Source organism: Gardnerella sp. DNF01144, assembly GCF_049244245.1.
GTDB lineage: Bacteria > Actinomycetota > Actinomycetes > Actinomycetales > Bifidobacteriaceae > Bifidobacterium > Bifidobacterium piotii.
This window is the reverse complement of the sequence record NZ_CP058390.1, coordinates 929,260-951,858: the sequence shown is the minus strand read 5'-3', so window position 1 is coordinate 951,858 and position 22,599 is coordinate 929,260. Positions and strand designations below refer to the sequence as shown.

General features: G+C 44.4%; 17 protein-coding genes and 2 tRNA genes. 16 read left to right on the top strand and 3 right to left on the bottom strand.

Going from position 1 to position 22,599, the window contains the following annotated elements; translation table 11 throughout:
• The first annotated feature begins 130 nt into the window (after window positions 1-130).
• The 3 genes from HXT36_RS03815 (at window position 131) to HXT36_RS03805 (ending at window position 3,796) form a co-directional block, all read left to right on the top strand.
• A complete protein-coding gene (locus tag HXT36_RS03815) occupies window positions 131-2,188 on the top strand; it encodes an ABC-F family ATP-binding cassette domain-containing protein (protein ID WP_421778604.1) in 2,058 nt (685 codons plus the stop codon).
• A gap of 85 nt (window positions 2,189-2,273) precedes the next feature.
• Window positions 2,274-3,038: a ribonuclease PH gene (gene rph, locus HXT36_RS03810; protein ID WP_020973255.1), complete on the top strand. Its 765-nt coding sequence runs from the start codon at window positions 2,274-2,276 to the stop codon at window positions 3,036-3,038.
• Window positions 3,039-3,112: 74 nt separating this feature from the next.
• A complete protein-coding gene (locus tag HXT36_RS03805; RefSeq protein ID WP_421778603.1) occupies window positions 3,113-3,796 on the top strand; it encodes a non-canonical purine NTP pyrophosphatase in 684 nt (227 codons plus the stop codon).
• Between the two features lie 70 nt (window positions 3,797-3,866).
• Here HXT36_RS03805 and HXT36_RS03800 read toward each other — a convergent pair.
• A tRNA-Leu gene (locus HXT36_RS03800) sits at window positions 3,867-3,947 on the bottom strand.
• 37 nt (window positions 3,948-3,984) lie between these two features.
• Window positions 3,985-4,057, bottom strand: a tRNA-Thr gene (locus HXT36_RS03795).
• A gap of 335 nt (window positions 4,058-4,392) precedes the next feature.
• Here HXT36_RS03795 and pgi point away from each other — a divergent pair.
• The 9 genes from pgi to HXT36_RS03750 all read left to right on the top strand — a co-directional run bounded on the left by pgi (window position 4,393) and on the right by HXT36_RS03750 (window position 16,044).
• Window positions 4,393-6,087, top strand: coding sequence for a glucose-6-phosphate isomerase (gene pgi / locus HXT36_RS03790; RefSeq protein WP_016793376.1), 1,695 nt, complete (start codon window positions 4,393-4,395; stop codon window positions 6,085-6,087).
• A gap of 245 nt (window positions 6,088-6,332) precedes the next feature.
• Window positions 6,333-6,491: a hypothetical protein gene (locus HXT36_RS03785; RefSeq protein ID WP_196227847.1), complete on the top strand. Its 159-nt coding sequence runs from the start codon at window positions 6,333-6,335 to the stop codon at window positions 6,489-6,491.
• A 90-nt stretch (window positions 6,492-6,581) separates the two neighbouring features.
• On the top strand, window positions 6,582-8,330 hold the full coding sequence (locus HXT36_RS03780; RefSeq protein WP_119529190.1) for an ABC transporter permease: 1,749 nt from the start codon (window positions 6,582-6,584) through the stop codon (window positions 8,328-8,330).
• 138 nt (window positions 8,331-8,468) lie between these two features.
• Window positions 8,469-10,001, top strand: a complete 1,533-nt coding sequence (locus tag HXT36_RS03775) for a nitrate/sulfonate/bicarbonate ABC transporter ATP-binding protein (RefSeq protein WP_421778602.1) — start codon at window positions 8,469-8,471, stop codon at window positions 9,999-10,001.
• A gap of 257 nt (window positions 10,002-10,258) precedes the next feature.
• Entirely contained in the window at window positions 10,259-10,627 is a 369-nt protein-coding gene (gene rplS, locus HXT36_RS03770) for a 50S ribosomal protein L19 (RefSeq protein ID WP_004127473.1), read from the top strand.
• 35 nt (window positions 10,628-10,662) lie between these two features.
• Entirely contained in the window at window positions 10,663-11,616 is a 954-nt protein-coding gene (gene lepB, locus HXT36_RS03765; protein WP_016636362.1) for a signal peptidase I, read from the top strand.
• A gap of 76 nt (window positions 11,617-11,692) precedes the next feature.
• Complete coding sequence (locus tag HXT36_RS03760) at window positions 11,693-12,376, top strand: ribonuclease HII (RefSeq protein WP_116285552.1); 684 nt, start codon at window positions 11,693-11,695, stop codon at window positions 12,374-12,376.
• Between the two features lie 337 nt (window positions 12,377-12,713).
• Window positions 12,714-15,287: a hypothetical protein gene (locus tag HXT36_RS03755; protein ID WP_016808394.1), complete on the top strand. Its 2,574-nt coding sequence runs from the start codon at window positions 12,714-12,716 to the stop codon at window positions 15,285-15,287.
• Window positions 15,271-16,044 carry an HNH endonuclease family protein gene (locus HXT36_RS03750; RefSeq protein WP_421778601.1) on the top strand — a complete coding sequence of 258 codons (774 nt, stop codon included), beginning with the start codon at window positions 15,271-15,273 and terminating at the stop codon, window positions 16,042-16,044. Before HXT36_RS03755 ends, HXT36_RS03750 begins: the two co-directional genes overlap by 17 nt.
• Before the next feature lie 213 nt (window positions 16,045-16,257).
• Here HXT36_RS03750 and serS read toward each other — a convergent pair whose 3' ends face one another.
• Window positions 16,258-17,544, bottom strand: coding sequence for a serine--tRNA ligase (serS, locus tag HXT36_RS03745; protein WP_004131752.1), 1,287 nt, complete (start codon window positions 17,542-17,544; stop codon window positions 16,258-16,260).
• Window positions 17,545-17,662: 118 nt separating this feature from the next.
• Between serS and trxA the strand changes: the two genes are divergently transcribed.
• The 4 genes from trxA (at window position 17,663) to HXT36_RS03725 (ending at window position 22,410) form a co-directional block, all read left to right on the top strand.
• On the top strand, window positions 17,663-18,040 hold the full coding sequence (trxA, locus tag HXT36_RS03740; RefSeq protein ID WP_421778600.1) for a thioredoxin: 378 nt from the start codon (window positions 17,663-17,665) through the stop codon (window positions 18,038-18,040).
• Window positions 18,041-18,216: 176 nt separating this feature from the next.
• Entirely contained in the window at window positions 18,217-19,221 is a 1,005-nt protein-coding gene (locus HXT36_RS03735) for a G5 domain-containing protein (protein WP_032815959.1), read from the top strand.
• A 229-nt stretch (window positions 19,222-19,450) separates the two neighbouring features.
• The gene (locus HXT36_RS03730; protein WP_421778599.1) at window positions 19,451-21,109 is read left to right on the top strand and encodes an MDR family MFS transporter; all 1,659 of its coding nucleotides are present in this window, start codon (window positions 19,451-19,453) and stop codon (window positions 21,107-21,109) included.
• Between the two features lie 509 nt (window positions 21,110-21,618).
• Window positions 21,619-22,410 (top strand): DeoR/GlpR family DNA-binding transcription regulator, encoded by a 792-nt coding sequence (locus HXT36_RS03725; protein WP_016636371.1) that lies wholly within the window; start codon window positions 21,619-21,621, stop codon window positions 22,408-22,410.
• The last annotated feature ends 189 nt before the right edge of the window (window positions 22,411-22,599 follow it).

The window sequence follows — 22,599 nt, the reverse complement described above, 5'->3', positions numbered from 1 at the left end:
AATACTATACGACGTTGAGCATTTTGCAATTTTGGTACAAAGCGAATCGACTTGCATTAGCGCGCTACGCTCTAAGCGAAAAAGGCAGGTCGTTGCGAATGGTATAGCAGCACAGCTATATTTGTGAGTTATGCCTACTTATGATTTGGGACTAGAACATGTTTCCCTTGAATTTGCAACAAAAACGATTTTCAAAGACGTAACTCAAGGCGTTTTTGAAGGCGATCGCATAGGAATCGTAGGCAAAAATGGAGATGGAAAGTCCACTCTTTTAAAGCTTCTTCAAGGCGCGATTAGCCCAGATTTTGGAAGAGTTACGCGTAGAAATGGCCTAACTTTTGGCATTTTAAGCCAGCGAGATCCGCTAGACGATAATGCTACGGTTCGCCAAGTTGCATTGGAGAATCGCCAGGATTACGAGTGGGCTGCAGATTCAAAGCAGCGAGAAATTGTGGAGGCTCTTTTGGGCGGAATCAACCTTGAAGCTAAGGTTGGTACGCTTTCTGGCGGACAGCGTAGGCGCGCGGATTTGGCAAGGCTTCTGCTGCATGATTGGGATATTTTGGCTTTGGACGAGCCTACGAATCATCTTGATGTTCTTACAATTCATTGGCTTGCGGAGCATCTTTTGCATAGGTGGCAAGACGGGCAGGGCGCTCTTTTGCTTGTTACACACGATAGATGGTTTTTAGACGAAGTTTGCTCTTCTATGTGGGAAGTTCACGATGGCGCAATCGACCCGTTTGAAGGCGGCTACAGTGCGTACATGATGCAGCGAGTTGAGCGCGAACGCCAGGCGGATGTTCGCGAGGAGCGCAGGCGGAATTTGGCTCGTAAAGAGCTTGCGTGGCTTTCTAGAGGTGCTCGAGCGCGTTCTACAAAGCAAAAATTCCACGTTAAGCAAGCTCGCGAGCTTATAGCAGACGTTCCACCAATGCGAGATACTCTTGAGCTAAAAAGAATGGCAACTTCTCGACTTGGCAAGCAAGTTGTTGATTTGATTGACGTTACGCAAATTTTTGAGGATTCATCAAAGCCTGTTGGAACAGATGCGGATATTGTAAAATCGCCATTTTCGCAACCTACGCATGATGGTAGCGTTACGATTTCTGTAGAAGAATCGCAAGTAGAATCGCAAGAATCGTCATTATTGCAAGAAGAATCGTCATTAAAAGAAACGTGTGCAGCATTACAAAAAACGATTAGCGGCCGCATGATTTTAGACAATCAAACGTGGCTAATAGGACCTGGAGACAGATTCGGCATAGTCGGAGCTAATGGCGCTGGAAAATCAACGCTTTTAAGCATAATCGACGGATCTTTGCGTCCAACTAAAGGTCATGTAAATATTGGCAAAACTGTAAAATTTGCCGTTCTTTCTCAGCGCTTAGAAGAGCTGGAAAAGCTTGGAAAATATAAGGTTAAAGAGGTTTTGAGCCGATACAAGCCAAGCTACATAATCGACGGCAAAGAAGTGACTCCTGGTCAGCTTATGGAGAGGCTTGGTTTTAAGCCAGAGCAGCTTATGACGCCGATTGCAGACCTTTCTGGCGGCCAAAAACGCCGCATGCAATTGCTTTTGATTCTTCTAAACGAGCCAAATGTGTTGATAATGGACGAGCCTGGAAACGATCTAGACACCGACATGCTTGCAGTTATGGAAGATTTACTAGACACATGGCCAGGCACTTTGATTGTTGTCTCGCACGATAGATACTTGCTTGAGCGAGTGACTGATCAGCAATTTGCGTTGATTGACGGCAAGATTCGCCATCTTCCAGGCGGAGTTGATGAGTATTTAAAGATTATGGAAGACTACGAGCGTGCAAATATGCAAGAGTCTAAGGCAGATTTTGCGGCGGAATCTGGGAGTAAGTCGGAGTCAAAGTCGGAGTCTGCAGAAGGTGTTGGATTAGATTCAAATCAAAAGTCAAATCAAAAGTCAAATCAAAAAACTGAAGCAAAATTAAGCGGAAAAGCGTACTACGATGCTACAAGAAGAGTTGCTGCAATAGAGCGCAAGCTAGAAAAGCTTGAAGAAGAAAAAAGCGCGATTGAGCAAAAAATGGCAAGCCACGATCCTAGCGATTTTGTTGGCTTGCAAGAGCTTAACGAGAAGTTGCAGGCGAATCAAAGCGAATCTAGCGCGTTAGAAGAAGAGTGGCTTGAGCTCAGCGAGCAGATTTGATACAAAAGTCTACAGTTTTGCATCGCGATTTTGCTCAAGATTAATGCCACGTGCTAGTTAATGCCGCGTGCTAAATTGTTGAATTATGGCTCAAATTAAGGATATGTTGGAATCTGTAAAACCTATTCGCTTTGATGGCAGAGACGTGGACGAGTTGCGGCCAGTAAAAATCACGCGCAATTTTACAAACGTTCCAGAAGGCTCCGTTCTTATTGAGTGCGGAAATACGCGCGTTATGTGTACTGCCACTTTTACTATTGGAGTTCCGCGCTGGAGGCGAGACACTGGTTTAGGTTGGGTTACAGCCGAGTACTCAATGCTTCCAAGGGCCACTGCCGAGCGCACCGATCGCGAGTCTGTTAAGGGCAAAATCGGCGGACGCACGCACGAGATTAGTCGTCTTATTGGTCGCTGCCTTAGGGGCGTTATAGACATGAAGGCAATGGGCGAGTGCCTTATTCAAATCGATTGCGATGTTCTTCAAGCAGATGGCGGCACGCGTACAGCTTCGATTACGGGTGCGTATGTGGCTCTTGTGGATGCGCTAAATTGGGCCGAAAAGCACAAGCATATTCGCAGCGCTAAAAACGTTATTAAAGACTCTGTTTCTGCTGTTTCAGTGGGCGTGATTAATGGCACTCCAATGCTTGATTTGCCTTATGTAGAAGATAGTCAAGCTATGACAGATATGAATGTTGCTATGACTGGTTCGGGCAATTTTATTGAGATTCAAGGCACAGCGGAGCATCGCCCGTTTAATCGCGATGAGCTTAACGTTTTGCTTGATTTGGCATCTAAGGGGAATCGCGAGCTTCAAGCGGCTCAGCGTGCAGCTTTAAGTCAAAATTAAATTAAGTCAAAATTAAATAAAGTTTATAAAAATTTATGTCTGTTTATTAGATAAATTACTAAGGAGTGGCGAGCGTGAAACTTGTTGTGGCAACGCATAATGAGGGTAAACTCGTTGAAATTAAGCGGATTCTTAGCGAAGAGTTTGCGGAAATATCGGAGCGCATTGAGCTTGTTACTGCTGGCTCTTTGGGGCTTCCAGACCCAGTGGAAACAGGCGTGACTTTTGAGCAAAACGCGCTAATCAAGGCTAGAGACGTTGCGCAAAGAACTGGATTACCTGCGGTTGCTGACGATTCTGGCTTGATTGTAGACGTTTTGGGCGCGGCTCCAGGCATACTTTCTGCTCGCTGGAGCGGTGTTCATGGAGATGACAAAGCAAATAATGCGCTTTTGCTTAAGCAGCTGGAAGATATTCCAGACGAATGCCGAACTGCGCGATTTAGATGCGCGGCGGCTCTTGCTGTTCCTAAAGACTGCGTTGATGCGGATCTGGAAAACGCTATGTGGAAAAATAACGGTTTTGAGACTGTTCGCGTGGGAGAGATGGTTGGGCGTTTGATTCGCGAGCCTAGAGGTTGCAATGGTTTTGGCTACGATCCGCTTTTTGTGCCAAATAATCAGCCCGTTAGGGATGGCGTTCAAATGCACGATTTAACTAGCGCGCAACTTAGTCAGCAAGAAAAAAATGCGATTTCTCATCGCGGCAACGCTTTGAGGGCGATTTTGCCTGAGTTAAAGGCGATGTTTATTGAGTAGTTGTGATTTAATTTGCGATTAGTAGTGGTGATAAACTCACGATTTTAGCTTGCGATTAAACTACAAAATGTGCGCGAGATGGGACTTGAACCCACACGTCGTAAGACACAGGAACCTAAATCCTGCGCGTCTACCATTCCGCCACTCGCGCAAAATCGCCTAAACAGGCAAAAAATGGGTTTTTTAAGAGCCACTTGACAGAATCGAACTGTCGACCTTCTCATTACGAGTGAGACGCTCTACCGACTGAGCTAAAGTGGCAGCTGCCCGAGAAGCATTCGCGACTCGCGCACAAATCAAATACTATATATGAATATTTCGATTTTGTCTAGTGCGCCGCGCCGTAATGTTCGCATGTGTTCTAGTCAAAGTGTATTTCTGTCCGCTTTTGTGAGTATCTTGGCAATTGGAAGATGTGATGCAAGCACCTTGCTTAAGCTCATTTTTACACTTGTTTACATTATGATTTTTGCTTACGATTCATGATGATTTTGCATTGTGTTTAAGTGTGCCAAAGATTGTGCTTAGACTTAAAACATTTATATAAAACATTTATAAATCATCACATCACATAATAAAGATGAAAGGACCTAGAAATGGCCATCAATCCACCAGTTGACGCCGTTAAGACCCCAGAATGGGCTGCATTGCAAAAGCACTATGATGAGTTGCAATCCGAAGGCGTGAGCCTGAAGAAGTGGTTTGCCGAAGATGCAAATCGCGTGGATAAGTTGAGCTTCGAAGCTGGAGACCTCCACTTCGATCTTTCTAAGAATTTGATTAAGCCAGAGACGCTTAAGCTTTTCGCAAACCTTGCTAAGGCTGTAAAGCTCGACGAGCGCACTAAGGCAATGTACACTGGCGTGCACATTAACAACACCGAAGACCGCGCAGTTTTGCACACTGCTTTGCGCCGCCCAGCCGAAGACGCTGGCAAGTTTATTGTAGACGGCCAAGATACCGTTGCAGACGTTCGCGAGGTTTTGGGTCGCATTTACGACTTTGCTAACGAAGTTCGCTCTGGAGAGTGGAAGGGCGTTACTGGCAAGAACATTAAGACCGTTGTAAACATTGGTATTGGCGGCTCCGACTTGGGTCCAGTCATGGTTTACGAAGCCTTAAAGCCATACGCCGACGCTGGTATTAGCGCTCGCTACGTTTCCAACATTGATCCAAACGATATGGCCGAAAAGACCAAGGATTTGGATCCAGAAACCACACTTTTCATCATTGTTTCTAAGACTTTCACCACTTTGGAAACTTTGACTAACGCTCGTAGCGCTCGCACTTGGTTGCTTAACAAGCTTCAGGAGAGTGGTGTTATTGACGGCAGTGATGCAAAGAAGGCAGAAGCTGTTGCAAAGCACTTCGTGGCTGTTTCCACCAACCTCGAAAAGGTTGAAGAGTTCGGCATTAACCCAACCAACGCCTTTGGCTTCTGGAACTGGGTTGGCGGCCGCTACTCTGTAGATTCCGCTGTTGGCACTTCTTTGGCTGTTGTTTTAGGACCAGAGCGCTTTGAGGAATTCTTGAAGGGCTTCCACGCAATCGATACCTACTTTGCTGAGACTCCATTCGAGAAGAATGTTGTGGTTCTTCTTGGTATGCTCAACGTTTGGTACCGCAACTTCTACAAGGTTGCTTCCCACGCTGTTCTTCCATACGATCAGTACTTGCATCGCTTCCCAGCGTATTTGCAGCAGCTCACTATGGAATCCAACGGCAAGTCGGTTCGCTGGGATGGCACTCCTGTAACAAGCGAAACTGGCGAAATCTTCTGGGGCGAGCCAGGCACCAATGGCCAGCACGCTTTCTACCAGTTGATTCACCAGGGCACTCAGCTTATTCCAGCTGATTTTATTGCCTTTGTAAATACGCCAAATCCTACTAAAGATGGCGATCAAGATGTTCACGAGCTCTTCTTGGGCAACTATCTTGCACAGACTAAGGCTCTTGCTTTCGGTAAGACTGCAGACGAAGTTCGCGCTGAAGGCACTCCAGAAGAGATTGTTCCAGCTCGCGTATTTAGCGGCAACCGTCCAACCACTTCCATCTTTGGCGATGCTTTGACTCCATTTAGCTTGGGCGAGTTGATTGCTCTCTACGAGCACATCACCTTTGTTGAAGGCACTGTTTGGGGCTTGGATTCTTACGATCAGTGGGGTGTGGAGCTTGGCAAGCAGCTTGCAAAGCAGATTACTCCTGCAATCTCTAAGGATGATAGCGCTTTGGCAGCTCAGGATGCTTCCACGCAGAGCTTGATTCGCTTCTACCGCGCTCATCGCAAGTAAGTGAGCGAGTAGCAATCTTATTTGATTGTTAATCTAAAGCCTCTTGTTGAAAAGCCTCTTGGCGTCTACTTGTCAAGGGGCTTTTTTGTACGTGATTTGGGTTAAATATGGTACAAAGTGCGTCGATTGGTTCCGCTTTTTGTACGTGTTTTAGGCCAAATATGGTACAAAATGCGGAAAGTTTGTTGCTTGACACAAGATTGGCGATATTTTATAATTAGCACGAACTTAAGGAGGTGATTGCTGTGAAACATGACAGTACGGGCTGTAATCAAAGTGCTAATACTGTTAACGCTGTTAGTGACGATTCAGACAGTGTTAGTAGTAGTACGGACGTTCCTCCTGAATATAAAAAGCCAGCAATCGCCGCCAAAATACTTGCGTTTAGTGATTTAGTGATTTAGCTGATTAGGCTTACTAGCTTTATTAGGATTACGCAAAATAGTGGTGATAAGCGGCTCTCAAAGAAAATACGCGTTACCAGAGGACTTATCATGACAATATTTACAACATCTGGAAAAAGTAGTGCCAGCGCGCAAGTAGACGAAAACACTCGTTTTTGGTCCGACATTATTGTGTGCGTTGGCATAATCGCACTTTTTGGAGTAAGCGCTTTCCTTTTGCAGCGCATTAACCAGCCGATTGGACCTAGTGGCATACCTTCCGCGGTTTCAACAGACCTTATTAATTTGCCTTATTACACGCTTAGATCCGTGTTCCGCATGATGCTTGCGCTTATAGCATCGCTGATTTTTACGATTATTTACGGATCTCTTGCAGCGCGCAGCCGTCGTTTGGGCAAGGTGCTTATTCCGTTGCTAGACATTTTGCAATCCGTTCCAATTCTTGGCTTCCTTTCGGCTACAGTAACGATTTGGCTTGTTATTTTCCCAGGATCGATGATGGGCGTTGAAGCCGCTTCGATTTTTGCGATTTTTACAAGCCAGGCTTGGAATATGACTTTCTCATTCCACCGTTCGCTTTTAAGTGAGCCTAAGGAGTTAGACGAGGCAGTGCGCAGCTTGCAACTTACGCATTGGCAGAGATTCTGGGTGCTGGATATGCCAAATGCAATGATTCCGCTGCTTTGGAATTGCATGATGAGCGTTGGCGGCGGATGGTTCTTCCTTACTGCTTCCGAGATGATTTCCGTAAACAATCACACTTATGCGCTGCCTGGAGTAGGTAGCTTTGTTGCGCAATCTGCTGCAGAAAACAAGCTTGGAAATATTTGGTGGGCCATTTTATCCATGATTATTGTTGTGCTTGCAATCGACTTCTTCCTTTGGAAGCCGCTTACCGCGTGGGCAGAGCGATTCCGCATAACGCAAAGCGCGTCCGATGAAGAGCGAAAGAGTGCGATTTTAACGCTGATTCGTCATTCGCATGCCGACGAAGTTATTAGCAAGCTGTTTTCGCCTATTCGCGAGTGGCTGGAATTGGCTACGCGCCCATTCGGACGCACGGGTGCAAAATGGCCTCGTAAAGCGTCTGCCCGCAAGCTTGGCGATTTAGTTTTTAACGTTGTAATGATTGTTCTAATTATTGCTGCGGCTGCGCAAATGCTTTACTTTGTAGCAACTCGTACGGGTTTGCAAGAGTTTGTTACAGCTGGAGCGTTAGGCGCTTTGACTTTTGTGCGCGTTGCAGTGTTGATTTTTGTAAGCTCGCTGATTTGGGTGCCAGTAGGCGTGTATATTGGCATGAATCCTAAGATTTCTCGCATTATGCAACCTGTTGTGCAAATCTTGGCTAGCTTCCCAGCAAACTTTATATTCCCATTTGCAATGATGTGGTTTATGGCTTGGCACATTGACCTTGGCTGGGGAAGTATTATTTTGATGGCGCTTGGCACGCAATGGTACATTCTGTTTAACGTTATTGCAGGCGCTAGTGCGATTCCAGACGATTTACGAGAAATGACAAGAAGCTTTAGATTAAATCGTGTACTTAAGTGGAAGACTCTTGTTTTGCCTGCGATTTTTGGATCTTGGTGTACTGGCGGAATTACGGCTGCTGGCGGCGCTTGGAACGCTTCGATTGTTGCAGAGATTGTTGAATACGGCAAGAATCACATGGCAACTCAAGGTTTGGGCGCGTATATTACGAATGCAACAACCGTTGGTGATTCCGTAAAAACGCTTGTGGGAGTAACTGTTATGAGCTTAATAGTTGTGTTAAGTAATCGACTGTTCTGGGCGCCTTTGCAAAGGTACTCCGCAAAAAGATTCGTGTTGAATTAAACGATTGGCTAATCGCAAGTAACCGATGATTAGTTGCTTGTTAGTTGCCATTAATCGCTAAATCAATATAAATAAAATCAATAAATTCAAAAATTAAACTTATAAACTTACAAACTTTACGAAAAGATTGGCAAAATTATGAACACTTTGAACAAAAACGCGCAAAAGGCTGCGCAGTCTTCAATTACAAGCGACATTATTGACGCAAAGCACATAAGCCAGAGCTTTACTTCGGATAGTGGCACTACTCAGCACGTACTTCACGACATATCGTTTACGCTGCGTGAAGGCGAAATCGTTGCAATTCTAGGGCGTTCTGGCGCGGGAAAGTCAACCTTCTTGCGAACAATGGCAGGCTTAATTCAGCCAACAGAGGGAACGGTTACGTATCGCGGACGCGAGCTTACAGGGCCAAACCCAGGAGTGGCAATCGTTTTCCAAACCTTCGCACTTATGCCGTGGCTTACAGTTCAAGACAATGTGGAGCTTGGCTTGCGCGCTAGAGGCGTTAGTAAAGAGAAGCGCACGGAGCTTGCGCTCGCAGCAATAGATGCAATCGGCTTGGACGGCTTTGAAACAGCGTACCCAAAGGAGCTTTCGGGCGGTATGCGCCAGCGTGTAGGCATTGCTCGCGCGCTTGTTTTGCGCCCAGACGCTTTGTTTATGGATGAGCCATTCTCGGCTCTCGACGTTCTTACAGCAGAAAATCTTCGCCAAGAAGTGCTTAAGCTTTGGTCTAGCGAAGAACGCGATATTAAGTCTGTTTTAATTGTTACGCACAATATTGAAGAAGCTGTGCAAATGGCGGATCGCGTGGTGGTTTTGGGGTCTCATCCAGGTCATTTGATTGCAGATGTGCAAGTTGATTTGCCTCGACCAAGAGACAAGCATAGTGCTGAATTTGAGGCGATGGTAGATAATCTTTATGCTATTTTGACTGGCTCGAATCCAGAAAGCGATCTTGAATCGCAGAATGCGGATTCGTCGGCTGCTAGCGATTCGTCTAGTGCTGCTAGCGACTCTTTGCCTGCGGAGCAAGCGGATGCGGAAGAAACTGAGGCTGCTGCAATCGCAGATATGCTTATTCAAAAGCATTACGATGCAGAAGTGGAAGCTAAACAAAACGAAGAGCAAGCGGATGCGGGCGAGCAAAAGCCAGAGCCAGTTGCTGTGCGCTTGCTGCCTAATGCAACGCCAGGAGGCATGGCTGGTTTGCTAGACGTTATATCGGAAGAGCCAGATGGCATTGATTTGGCTGATTTGGCTGCGGATTTGTCGTTTGAAATCGATGACTTGTTCCCGCTTGTGGATGCTGGAACAATGCTTGATTTGCTAACAGCAGAAAATGGCCATATTACGATTACGCAAGCTGGTCAAGAGTGGCATAATGCCGACATTTTGCACAGCAAGCAGGTGTTTGCGCGACTTGCGATTGAGCATGCGCCTCTTGTTCACGCGATTGACCAGGCTTTGAGTCGAAACCGCAACGGCAAGCTTCGCGGTGAGTTGATTTTGGATTTGCTTCGCAGTAAGCATACGGACGCTTTGGCTCGTCAGCAATTTGATATTGCGATTAGCTGGGGCCGTTATGGTGAGCTTTTTGACTACGATGCAGACGACGACGAGTTAACGCGTACTGTTGAAACAGCGCCGCTTAATGGCGTTGCGTGATAAAATAGTGCGAAATAGTGCTAAATAATGTCCATTATTGAGCATAAATTTATGTTCGTATGCTTTCAATAAGCGGATGCCGCATAGTCTGCTTATTAGTAGTCTAGCCAGCTTTTGAAGATTGGCGGATGGAAGCCCCAAAAAGCAAACTTTTTGGGAAAGATTATTCAAAGTAAAGTTAAAAAGTCAAAATTAAAATTAGACAATTTACTTTGATAAAACTTGCGCTGATATGCGGCGGCGATGGAGGAATTATTATGGTGAATGCTGTAGAAGCATTTGATGCTAAGCATCTTAAGGCTGCAGAAGAAATCCCAGCTTTCCGTCCTGGAGATACTGTTGACGTTAACGTTAAGATTCAGGAAGGCAACAACACTCGTATTCAGACCTTTACTGGCGTAGTTATTGCTCGTAAGGGTGCTGGCGTTCGCGAGACTTTTGTTGTTCGTAAGGTTAGCTTTGGTACTGGTGTTGAGCGTCGCTTCCCACTTCATTCTCCAGCTATCGATTCGATTAAGCTGGTTCGTAGTGGTCGCGTTCGTCGCGCTAAGCTTTACTACTTGCGCGCTTTGCGTGGCAAGGCTGCTCGTATTGCCGAGCGTCGTGACAACAGCGCTGCTAAGTAAATTTATTTAGGTTAAGGATTTACATAAGGATTAATATGCATTCCGAAGACTTGCAAAATAGCGATAATCATATTGTTAATGTAGCAGGTCACGGCTTGAATCCTTCTCCTGTTCCACCCGAGCCAGAAGTCAAGCGTAATCTTGCTTCTGGCTTTGGTGTTATGAGCGTTTTTAATTTTGGCTCTAAGAGTGCTGGGGCTGGTATGCACTCTAAACATTGCAAAATCAGGGGAAATCACGTTTCTGGTAATTGCGTGAATAATCGCGATTATACGAATTACGCTTTGCGTGGTAATAATTCGGAGCAAAATAATCGTCAAAATTCTCAAGAGCAAAATGGCTCTAAAGCAAGAACAGTAAAGCTTTTCAAAACTTCTTGGAAAGAGCTTATTGCTTGGTATCTTGTTCCTATTATTGTTGTGATTCTTTTGCGTATTTTTATTCTTGGCGTGTATTTTATACCGTCGGGATCTATGCTAGACACAATTCATATAGGCGATTACGTTGTTACATCTAAACTAACTCCTAGGGTTTTTCCGCTAAATCGTGGTGATATTGTTGTTTTCGAAGATCCCGCTAATTGGCTAAGTGGAGAAAGCAGCAGTGGTGGCATTCTTGCAGGCAAAGATTTAATTAAGCGTCTTATTGGTCTTCCTGGAGATACAGTTGAGTGCAAGGGAGATGGCGACCCGATTTTGGTTAATGGCGTTCCAGTTCTTGAATCTGCTTACATTAGGCCAGGAGTAAGTCCGAGCGCGTTTGCGTTTAAGGTAAAAGTTAAGCCAGGTCACGTTTTTGTTCTTGGAGATAATCGCGCTAATTCCGCGGATTCTAGGTATCATAAGAACGATGGAGACGACGGTTTAGTGCCAATTTCTAAAATTGAAGGCGTTGCGTTTATGCGTTTTTGGCCACTTAATCGTATGGGTATTTTTGAAAATCACAGCGATGCTTTTGACGATGTAAAAGCCAAATCTGCAAATAAGTAGACGTAAGTAGACGTAATTAAGCATAAGTAGATATCGCAAATAAGTAGTGCAAATAAGTAGTTAAGAGTAGGCAAATTTGGCAATTATTCCATCTTTTGACTTTGAGCAAAACCTTATAAGCAGCGGATTTGACTGGGTTATTGGCTTAGACGAAGTTGGCCGCGGTAGTCTTGCTGGTCCTGTTATGGTTGGTGCAGCGCTTTTTAGTGCGCAAAAGATTAAATCGGGTAGTTTTCCGCAAGGTTTAGCGGATTCTAAGCTTCTTAATGCGCATAAGCGAGAGGGTCTACTGGATCCGATTGAAAATTGGTGCGATGCTTTTGCTGTTGGCTCTTGTACAAATCGTCAAATTGACGAGTGGGGTATTAGCTACGCTCTTGGTGTTGCTGCGATTAATGCAATTAACGATGTTCAAAATCGCATGCGCTCTAGCCTTAAAGATGCGCGGATTGCTGCGATTTTGGACGGTCCGTTCAATTACGTTGGCAAAGCTTTAGGTACTTTTGATGCGCCTAGTATGCAATTTTCTGTAAAAGTTCACACTTTAGTTAAGGCAGATCAAAAGTGTGCTAGTGTTTCTGCGGCTTCTGTTATTGCAAAGGTGACTCGAGATTCGTTGATGATTGATTTAGCGCAAAATCCAAAATATGCTGTTTACGATTGGGCGCATAACAAGGGCTATGGTTCTAAAGCGCATAGGGATGCGATTCTTGAGCACGGCGCTAGCGATTTGCACCGTTTGAGTTGGCATTTGGGGTAGTGCGCATTTTGTGTAGCTAGCAATCTACAATTCGGCGTGTTGATGCCTGGCGTTTAGCGTAATCTTATGTGTTGTAATAGGTAGCGAATCTGTGTGTTAGAGAGTGCTTGTAGAAGTGCATTTTACGGGTTTGAAAAGTGATTTATAGTGCTTTAAGAGTTTAGATGTTAGATGTGCTGTGAGTATTAGATTTGTTTGATGTTTGATGTTTGATGTTTAGATATTTAGATGTTTGACTGTTTTTGTGTTTGTTTGCACTGGTTAAATGTGTTCGCTCTTATGCATAATATAACTACGTTGATTTTGTAGGTTTTATGAACAAGAAAAGGATAGTTAAATGATTAGTCGTTTCTTTGCTTTTGTTCCAGGTGTTAAACATCTGGTTGCCTTAAGAGCGGCGTGTCTTGCTATATCTTCTCTTGCAAACATCGGTTTTGTGTATGTTTGTGTTGGTATTCTTTCGCCTATTTTGATTCCAGCAAAATATACTGGTAAATCTTTGCTTAGCTCCGTTGAGTTAACGTCTTATTTGATTTCGCTTGTTGGTATTTTGATTATAAAATACATTGCTTTCCATCAATCTTGTATTTTTTCTACCGAGATTGGCACTCGCGTAGCTATGAAGCTTCGACCGAAGATGTTGCGATCTATGATTTCGCTCAGTTCGGCTAACCGTAATGATTCTGTTGAATATTCTTCGATTTGCGTAAATGAAGATATTGCTTGGGTTCAGCGTTGGGCTGGTTTGCTTTTGCCGCAAATTTTTGCAGCTTTTCCTATGCCTTTTGCTGTTAGCATTGCGTTGTTCTCAATCAACACTTATCTAGCGAGTATTTGCCTCGTTGCGGCCGTTTTTTCTGCTTTAGCTCTTTGTACTGCGCTTTATAACGTTCGTGTTTTGTTGCGTTGTTTGTGCGCTTTTTTGGCGTATTTTATGGTTGCGGTTGCTGTTGTTTGCACGGTTTGGCTTCTTTCAGTTAGGTCTGTTGGTCTTCCTGCAGCAATGCTAACTTTGCCTCTGCTTATGTTAAGCGTGGATCCAATTCGCCGAGTTGCTAATTGCATGCATATTAAAAATCGTGCTGTTTTGGGGCTAAATAATATTGGCAATTTGTTCAAAAGTGTTGCTGCTAATGGTGGTTCTTCCAATAATTCATCTACTTTGGATTCCGAATATTCACAATCCGTGCTAGAAAAAATAGACAATAAGTCGTCTTTGAGTATTCCAGATGGCGCTAGCAACGTTTCTCTTCATGTTCGTTGTAATTTTGTTAAGAATAATCGTCCTTTGCGCGCATCTTTTAATGTTTCTAGTGGAAAACTGAATGTAATGCCAAGCGAGTATTACGATTTAGTTGCGAATAACGTTATTAATGGCGTTACTTTTAGTTCTAAATCGAATGTTGCGCTATCTTACAGTGATAGTTACGCTTTGCCTGATTTGGGTGCGGATTCGCCATTTGTGGCATCTGATTTTGGCGATATTGTGGGAAATCCTTCTTATATAACTCTAAATAATGTAGATCCTGGTGCATTGGCGGATCTTGTAACGATTGTTCGCAAGAATAGTCACATGTTTTCTGCCACTTTGCGAGAAAACTTACTGATGGCGTCTAAAAATGCTACTACAACGTCTATGTGGCAGGCACTTGGGGCTGCTCGCGCGGATGGTGTTGTTTATGCAGATTACAACGGTTTAGACTTGCGAGTAGAAAATATTCATGCCGAAAATAAGCAAGACATTCTTAGGCGACTTGTTATGGCACGCGCGTTGATTCGCCGCACTCCTGTATACATTTTTGACTATTCTTCTAAAAACATTAGCGCTAAAGAAGCTAAAAACTTATGCGATATTTTGCGCAAAATTGCCAAAAAAGCAACTATTCTTGTGTTTCTTCCAAGCGATAGCTACGCCACTAGTGCAGACAATTTAGTTAAAGTTAGTGTGTTTAGTGATTCGCGTGCGCGAGCTGCATCTGTAGGCGCACTAAGTGGTGATTCAAATGGCGATTTACGCGCGCACAATGACGATACAAGTAGCGATTCAAGTGGCGATGAGCGTGAAAATGAGCGTGAGAATATTGCGCATAATAGTGGCAAAAAATCAAAAGTGTCTTACTTAAAGAAAGCATTATTTGCCATTCTCAGTGCCTTCTCAACTGTAATAAACATTGTTTGTGCTTTGTTGATTCCTGTTTGCGCAATCGCAGCAATGTTTGCTATAGCAAGCAGGCCGCTTTTTGGCTTAGGTGTTAAAGACTACGTTCTTGTTGTAGTTGTTTGCGCATGCTTAAGATGCTTAACGCTTGTTGCGTCTTTTGCAGGACTAGACCTTCATCACGCTCACTTACACAAGGCAGGTCTTAGTATGAGCGTTGGAATGATTCTTTCGATTATTCCAGCAATCGTTTTGCTAAGCTATTTTAGTGTTCAAATCGCGATTTTTGCGTCTGTGATTTGTTTGCTAATCGTGTTTGTAATCCCAGGATTGTTTAGTTTGAGCCTTAAAAGCTTTATTAATAAAGTTCATCTAGATCAAAAAATGGTTGAACTAGAAGTAGATGATGTAGAGCTTGGTTTGCAAGAAGTATTGGCATTCCGTCAAGGAGACTATTGCGTTAAACGAGTTGTTGATTCAATGCGAAAATTGGCTCAGCAACGCGTAAGATTATCGCGCAAAGTCGGCAGAATGCAAGCGATTCTTATGTCGGTTTCTCTTATTGGAATCGCAAACGCAATAATGCTTGTTTCTAGCACAATACATCCGCTTGTAACTAAGAATCCGCAATGGAACGTTGTGTACGCAGTTATGGCAATCATTATTCTTATTAGCCTTATTCAGCAAGTGCTCAACATTGTTATACGTCGTATTCCTTGGGTTGTAGATATTAATCATGCTGCGCAATCGTAGTAACCGTAGTAGTCGTAGTAACCGTAGAGTAGGTGATGCGCGCTATAGCAACGCTCCAATCTCTAGGAGCGTAACGTCTTTTATATGGCTTATTGCGCTCGCGATTCTTATAGGAATTGTTATTGGCTTAGTTTTGCCTAAACTCAACCAAGATGTTGGGAATATTACTGGAGAATACGTTGCCAGTGGAGATGCTGCAGAAAAGCTTAGCAAGTTAAAAGTAGATAAGTCGCATGCTTCTGGATATAACAGAAGCGTTTTTGGGTATAGAACTACAGACGATGATAAAAACGGTTGTGATGTTCGAGAAGACGTTCTTGCGCGCGATTTAACGCATGTTCGCTTTAAGTATGCGGGATCTTGCAAAGTTGCGTCTGGGCTTTTACACGATCCATATACAGGATTAGATATTAACTTTGTGCGAGGCAGAAAAACTAGCTCGCTTGTTCAAATTGACCACGTTGTGGCTCTAGAAAACGCTTGGCAGTCGGGTGCTTGGAAGTGGAATCGCGCTAAGCGACTTAAGTTTGGTAACGATATGCTTAACCTTCTTGCCGTGCAAGGAGCAGCAAACCAAGAAAAAGGCTCTGCTTCTGCGGCCTATTGGCTTCCATCTAATAAGTCTTTTAGATGCGGTTATGTAGCTAGGCAGATTGCTGTTAAGTATAAGTACGACCTTAGCATTACAAGCGCCGAAAAGCAGAGTATGGCGTCTGTTTTGCACGGGTGTTCTGCGCAAGAGCTGCCTACAAAGTAGAGCGGTGAGCGGTGAGCGGTGTTGTGTTGTTGCGTTGTGGCATCGACGTTCGCTGTGCGAATGTACTTCGATTTTCCGCATTTTGTACCATTTTTGGCCTAAATCACGTACAAAAAGCGGCGTTGTGCAAATAAAAAAAGTGTGCAAACCAAAACTGATTTGCACACTTATTAATCAACGTTAAATTAAAGACTTAAAGCTATGTTAGGCTTTTTAGGCTTCCCACTTAGTAGGCTCAATAACCTCTTTGCCGCCCATGTATGCTTGCATAGCTTTTGGAATGTCAATCGAACCATCTTCGTGCTGATGATTTTCCAAAATAGCAACAAGCCAGCGAGTAGTAGCCAAAGTGCCATTAAGCGTGCTAACTGGGCGAGTTCCGCCATCTTCTATGCGCTCGCGAACATTCAAGCGACGAGCCTGATACTCAGTGCAATTAGAAGTAGAAGTAAGCTCGCGGTAGCGACCCTGAGTTGGAACCCAAGCTTCGCAATCAAACTTACGAGCAGCAGAAGAGCCAAGGTCGCCAGCAGCGGTATCGATAATGCGGTAAGGCACTTCCACCTTAGCGAGCATCTCTTGCTCCATTCCAAGCAACTTTTGATGTTCTGCGCGAGAATCTTCCTGCTTGCAATAAACAAACATTTCTACCTTATCGAATTGATGCACGCGAATAATGCCAGAAGTATCTTTTCCAGCAGCACCAGCTTCTCGGCGGTAGCAGCTCGACCAGCCACAGTAGCGCAAAGCGCCATTGCTTAAGTCAAGGATTTCATCCTCATGCATGCCAGCAAGAGCAACCTCGGATGTGCCAACTAGGTATTGGTCATCTGGCTCGCGAAGGCGATAAATCTCGTCTGCGTGCGAATTTAAGAATCCAGTTCCGCGCATAACTTCTGGACGCACAAGTGTTGGCGTAATCGCAAGCGTAAAGCCGTGCTCTTCTGCTTGGTCTACAGCCATTGTAAGCATTGCGATTTGCAAGCGTGCCACAGCTCCGCGCAAGAAGTAGAAGCGCGAACCTGCAACCTTAACGCCTCTGCGCATATCGATTCCAGCAACGCCAGTTCCAAGAGTCAAGTGGTCTTTTGGCTCAAAGCCTTCTGCTGCAAAGTCGCGAGGTGTGCCAACCTTTTTAACAACAACGTAGTCGTCTTCTCCGCCTTCTGGAGCTTCGTCTTCTACAATGTTAGAAAGCTTCCACATTGCTGTTGTGTAGTCGGCAGTAGCTTGCTCGGATTGAGCCTTAAACTGTGCAACTTTTTGCGCTAACTCTTTTGTTTGTGCAATAAGTTCGGCTTTTTGATCAGCGCTTGCGGCAGCTACCTTTTTGCCAATTGCTTTTTGATCGGCTCTAGCTGCCTCAAATGCCTTTAAGCTTGTGCGGCGCAAATCATCTGCGCGAAGCACTTCATCGACAAGTTCTACGGACTCGCCACGTTTGCGTTGCGACTCCTTAACTACGTCGGCATGTTCACGAATAAATTGGATATCAAGCATGTTTTCTAGCCTAGTGCCGTAAGGCGACAGATAATGCGTATGAGCATGGTGCGAATGGCATACGCAAATGAGCATGTGTACGTGTAAAATTTATTAAATCTTGTTTTAAGGAGTAAAAATGGCACTTATTCACGCTACTCAAGAAGATTTTGAGAAGATTGCAAGCACCAACGAGGTAGTTGTTGTTGATTTTTGGGCCACTTGGTGCGGTCCTTGCCGTGCTTTTGGGCCGATTTTTGAGCAAGTAAGCGCAAAGTTTGAAGATGTTCCGTTTGTTAAAGTAGACATTGATCAGTCTCCAGATTTGGCGAGTGCAGCTGCGATTAAAGCGGTTCCAACAGTTATGGTTATTAAGCGCGGAGATGTTATTTATCGTCAAGCTGGCGCTTTGCTTCCCGCTGATTTAGAAGATTTAGTTAATCAAGCTAAGGCTTATGATTCTAGTAAAGATGATGAAAATAATAAAGATAATGAAGGTGATTCTGTAAGCGAGTAAAGCGAATTTAATAAGAGTGTGAAATAATCGCAAGAACCTTGATTTTTAGCGCTTCTCTTTACATAAGACTACAATTATATATACTTTGTGCAAAAAGTCGTATAACTAAAGATCGTATAAAAGATCGTATAACGTTTTAGATTTACACTTTGCACTAACTTCTATCAAGGAGAGTTATGACAAGTCACAGAAAGAAAACTGTTACGCTTACTTCATTGAGCATGCGTCAATGGGCAAGAGTTGCAGCAATTTTTGTTAGTATTGTGGCTGTTGTAGTTCTTGGAATTGTTTCTCGAAACTTTTATTCTGGTTCCAAATCAAATTCCGCAAAGTCTTATGTAACCGCCTATTCGGCTACAGATAGCGAAAATCAGGTTTCTCGTGGTGCATACAGAAACTCGCTTAAACCATCTAAAAAAGGCGCAACTTCTTATATTACTGTAAATATAAATGGCCATCATCGCGCGGTTTTTGGAACAGATTTTACAAATGTTAAGTCCGTTTTAGAAGCGGGAGACATAACTTTGGATTCACACGACGTTGTTACGCCGTCTCTTGATTCAAAGGTTAGCGAATCTACAGTTATAACTATTAAGCGTGCGGGAGCAAAGTTAGAAACTTCCGACGAGCCTATTGCGTTTAATACGGTTAAAAAAGAGACATCTGCTCTTCCAAAAGGCACGGAAAAGGTTAAAGAGCAGGGCGCGCCTGGTGTTATGGAAACAAGCAAAATTGTTACGCGTGCAGGTAAGAAGATTTTGTCTTCCAATGTTTTTGTATCTTTTGTTAAGCAAGCTCCAAAAGATAGGGTTGTTCTTGTTGGAACTGGCGGTGCTAGTGTAGATTCTGATTTTGCTGCGTCTATTGGAACCACTGTTCCAGCAGGCGAGATGCAAGAGTGGGCGCATTCGTGGCTGCTTTCAAACGGATATAGCGAGGCTGATTTTACTGCTACCGTGTTTATTATTTCGCACGAATCAGGCTGGCGCGTAAACGCTATGAATCCTTCTGGCGCATACGGTTTGCCACAAGCTTTGCCTGGAAGAAAGATGTCTTCTATGGGAGCCGATTGGGCAACTAATTATCAAACTCAGCTTCGTTGGTTCTGGAATTATTGCAATGGTCGTTATGGGTCGATTCAAGGCGCGTATAGGCATTGGTTGTCGCATCGAAGCTACTGATTTGGCGTGTAGCTACTGATTTGGCGTGTAATGAATCTTTTGAGAATCGTTGGTTTTTGAGAATCGTGTGTTTGTAGTTTGTAGTTTGTAGCTTTGTAAACAACAAACTCACGGAGTAGACTTATAGGCTTGTTTTAAGGCGATTATTGTAGAGTCGAGTATGTTTCTTGGTTTTGCAATAATCGCTGATTATTTTATGCGTGTTTTGCAAATATGGAAGGAAGTTTAAGTGACAATATTGCCTAGAAAATCATGGTTTAATAAGAGTAGTGACTCTGCTAGCAAGTCTTATAAATGCAAGCCTTTTGGGAATTTGCGTGAACTTAGCCATGCTCTTGTTGGTGAGCAAGCGTATAAGAACAATCGTCTTACGCGAGCAGCCTTGGTTTCTTTGGCAATTCTAACTTTTATAACTTTTATTGGTAATTTTGCGCAATTGCAACTTACGGCCGCGCTGCCAACGATTGTTCGCGAATTTAACATTAGCGTTACTACAGGTCAGTGGCTTACGTCTATTTTTCAGTTGATTATGGCCATTATGGTGCCGCTTACTGCGTTTTTAACTAGGCGATTTTCCACGCGTCAAATCGTTATATCGTCTATGATTCTTTTTACGCTTGGCTCGATTATGGCGTGGCTTAGCAATGATTTTATTATGGCGTTGGCTGGCCGCACTTTAGAGGCGATTGGTACTGGCGTTATGTGGCCCGTGTTGCAAATCACCGTGTTTTCTGTGTATCCAGTAACGCGGCGTGGAATGGCAATGGGCAGCGTTGGCATGGCTATGAGCATTGCGCCAGCAATCGGGCCAACTGTTGGAGGCATGCAAACTGATTTCAACGGGTGGCGTTCAATCTTTCTTTCGCTTAGCATTATTGGCGTAATTTCTATTGTTCTTTCTGCGTTCTTCTTGCATAATTTTGGCGAGCAAGATCGCAGCGCAAAAGCCGACTTTTTCTCCGTTGGTCTTTCGATTATTGGTTTCGGCGGCGTTATGTTTGGCTTTACAAACATTGAAGCGTACGGAATTTCTAGCGCGTTTTCTTGGGCGCCTATGCTTGTTGGTGCGTGCGGAGTTGCATGGTTTGTTGCGAGACAGTTGCGCGCGCACGCTAGTGGTAAGCAACCACTACTTGGCATTAACGTTTTGAAGAATCGCTATTTTACAATTGGAACGGCTTGCGCATGCTTAACGTTCTTTGCATTTAGCTCGATTATGGTTGTTATTCCACTCTATATTCAGTCTGATCGCGGTTTTTCCGCCACTATGAGCGGACTCGTGCTTTTGCCTGGCGCGTTTGGAATGGCCATTTCGCAATACTTTGGCGGACGCATGCTCGATCGTTTTGGCGTGCGGCCAGTGGCAATGGCTGGCTCGTTGATTTTGCTTTTTGGCACAGTAATGATGAGCCTTATAGACATGCATACGTGGATTTGGTGGATTTCTATTTGGCAATTTACGCGTCAAATTGGTATGGGATTCTTGCTTATGCCTGTTACAACGTGGTCGTTAAACTGTTTGCAACAAAGCGAGCTTGGCGACGGGTCGGCTGTGACTAATACAATGCGTCAGCTTTGGGGTGCGATTGGTGCGCCTGTGCTTGTTGTAACAATGGCTACTTTTACGCAATGGCATCACTTGCTTACGGGTGTTGGAAGTGCGGATAATGTTGCGGCTAGTATTTTTGGCGTGCAATGGACTTTGCGAATTAGCGCGATTATTACGGCTATTATGGCGTTGATTGTTATTTTTGGCGTTAAGGGAGAAGGCACTGGCTCTGCTCATCAGCTTGCGCGCAGGGCGATTGACCGTATGCGCGTTTTGCACATTCCGCACGCATCGGAGCATAAAGACGTTATGCACGATCATACGCATCATCAATACTGATATCTCGCACAAATCTTTGCCAACCTTACTGTTGCGCGACTTCCTATTTGGTGTGTAGGAGGGCTGGGTGTTTCTTGTCTCACAACGCTCCGCCTCTTACGTGTTGTTTGTTGTTGCTGTTGTTCCGATTTGGCTTTGATTTTGTTTTTTATGTTGAAGTTTGTTTGTAGGCGTGAGCCATTGGATTATTTGGTATCGGCTGCCGCTCTTATACTGTTCGACCAAGAATCACCCAGCCCTCTTACGAGTCTGAACAATTGCGTATAGTCTAATAGCCTGAGATTCTCGATTTTTCTTGCTGCTTCAGCGAATCACCATTTCATGCTGAGGTTCGCTTCATCCGCTGCGAAAAATCTCGAATCTCTACAGTGCTTGGTAATGCGCATTTTGCGTAAGCATTTGTTCGTTTTGCCAGATTTTATACATTTTTTGTTAAATACATAACGTTTTGAGCCTAGAAACGCTCATCTGCGTTTGTTTTTTGCGTTTACTTGTGCGATAATGTTCACATGATTTCTTCACAGCGTCAACAATTGATTTTGAGCCGCCTTCGCACCAGGGGGGCCGTGCGTATTACCGCTCTTTCTAAGGAACTCGCCGTTTCTGCAATGACAATTCGCAGGGATATTGCGGAGCTTTCGGATCGCGGTCTTCTAAAACGCGTGCACGGTGGTGCTGTTACAACTAACACGCTTCTTTCAGAGCCGCTGTTTTCCGTAAAGTCGCAGATGGACATGGGTCTTAAGGATGCAATCGCTACTAAGGCTGTTGATTATGTTCAGCCAGGGGATGTGATTGCAATCGGCGGCGGCACAACCGCATACGTGTTTGCGCAGCATCTTCTTGAGTCTCGCAGAGCGTCTGGAATCACGATTTTAACAAATTCAATTCCAGTTGCGGAGCTTGTTCAAGCGCTTGAATCTAAAGATATTGAGGTTATTGTTACGGGCGGTGTGATTACGCGTTCCAACTCGTTGGTTGGGCCTATTGCCGATAAAGTTGTTTCGTCTTTGCGCGTAAACACTGTATTTTTGGGCACGCATTCCGTTAGTTTGCCTCGCGGGTTCCTTATGCCAAATTCTCTGGAAGCCGCTACAGATATGGCTTTGATGGATATTGCGGATCGCACGATTATATTAACGGATCATACTAAGTGGACTTGCACGTCGCTTTCGCTTTTTGCGCGATTTGACCAGGTTGACACTGTTATTACAGACGATTGCTTAGATGCGGATTCGCAGCTTCGCACTCGCGAGTTGGTTAAGAATCTGGTTCTTGCGCCAACGGTTACTGGTGAATAGCTTGCATAAGAATAGCTTGCGTGCGCTTTGACTACGCTCGCGGCGATCTGTCTTCGCGCAGCTAACCTGCGCTAACGATTCTCGAGTAAATTAACTCCGCACTTTGTACGTGATTTATGTCAAATTTGGTACAAAGTGCGGAGTTATTTTCTGGGTTTTGTACGCGCGACGATCTGCCTTTCGCAAGTT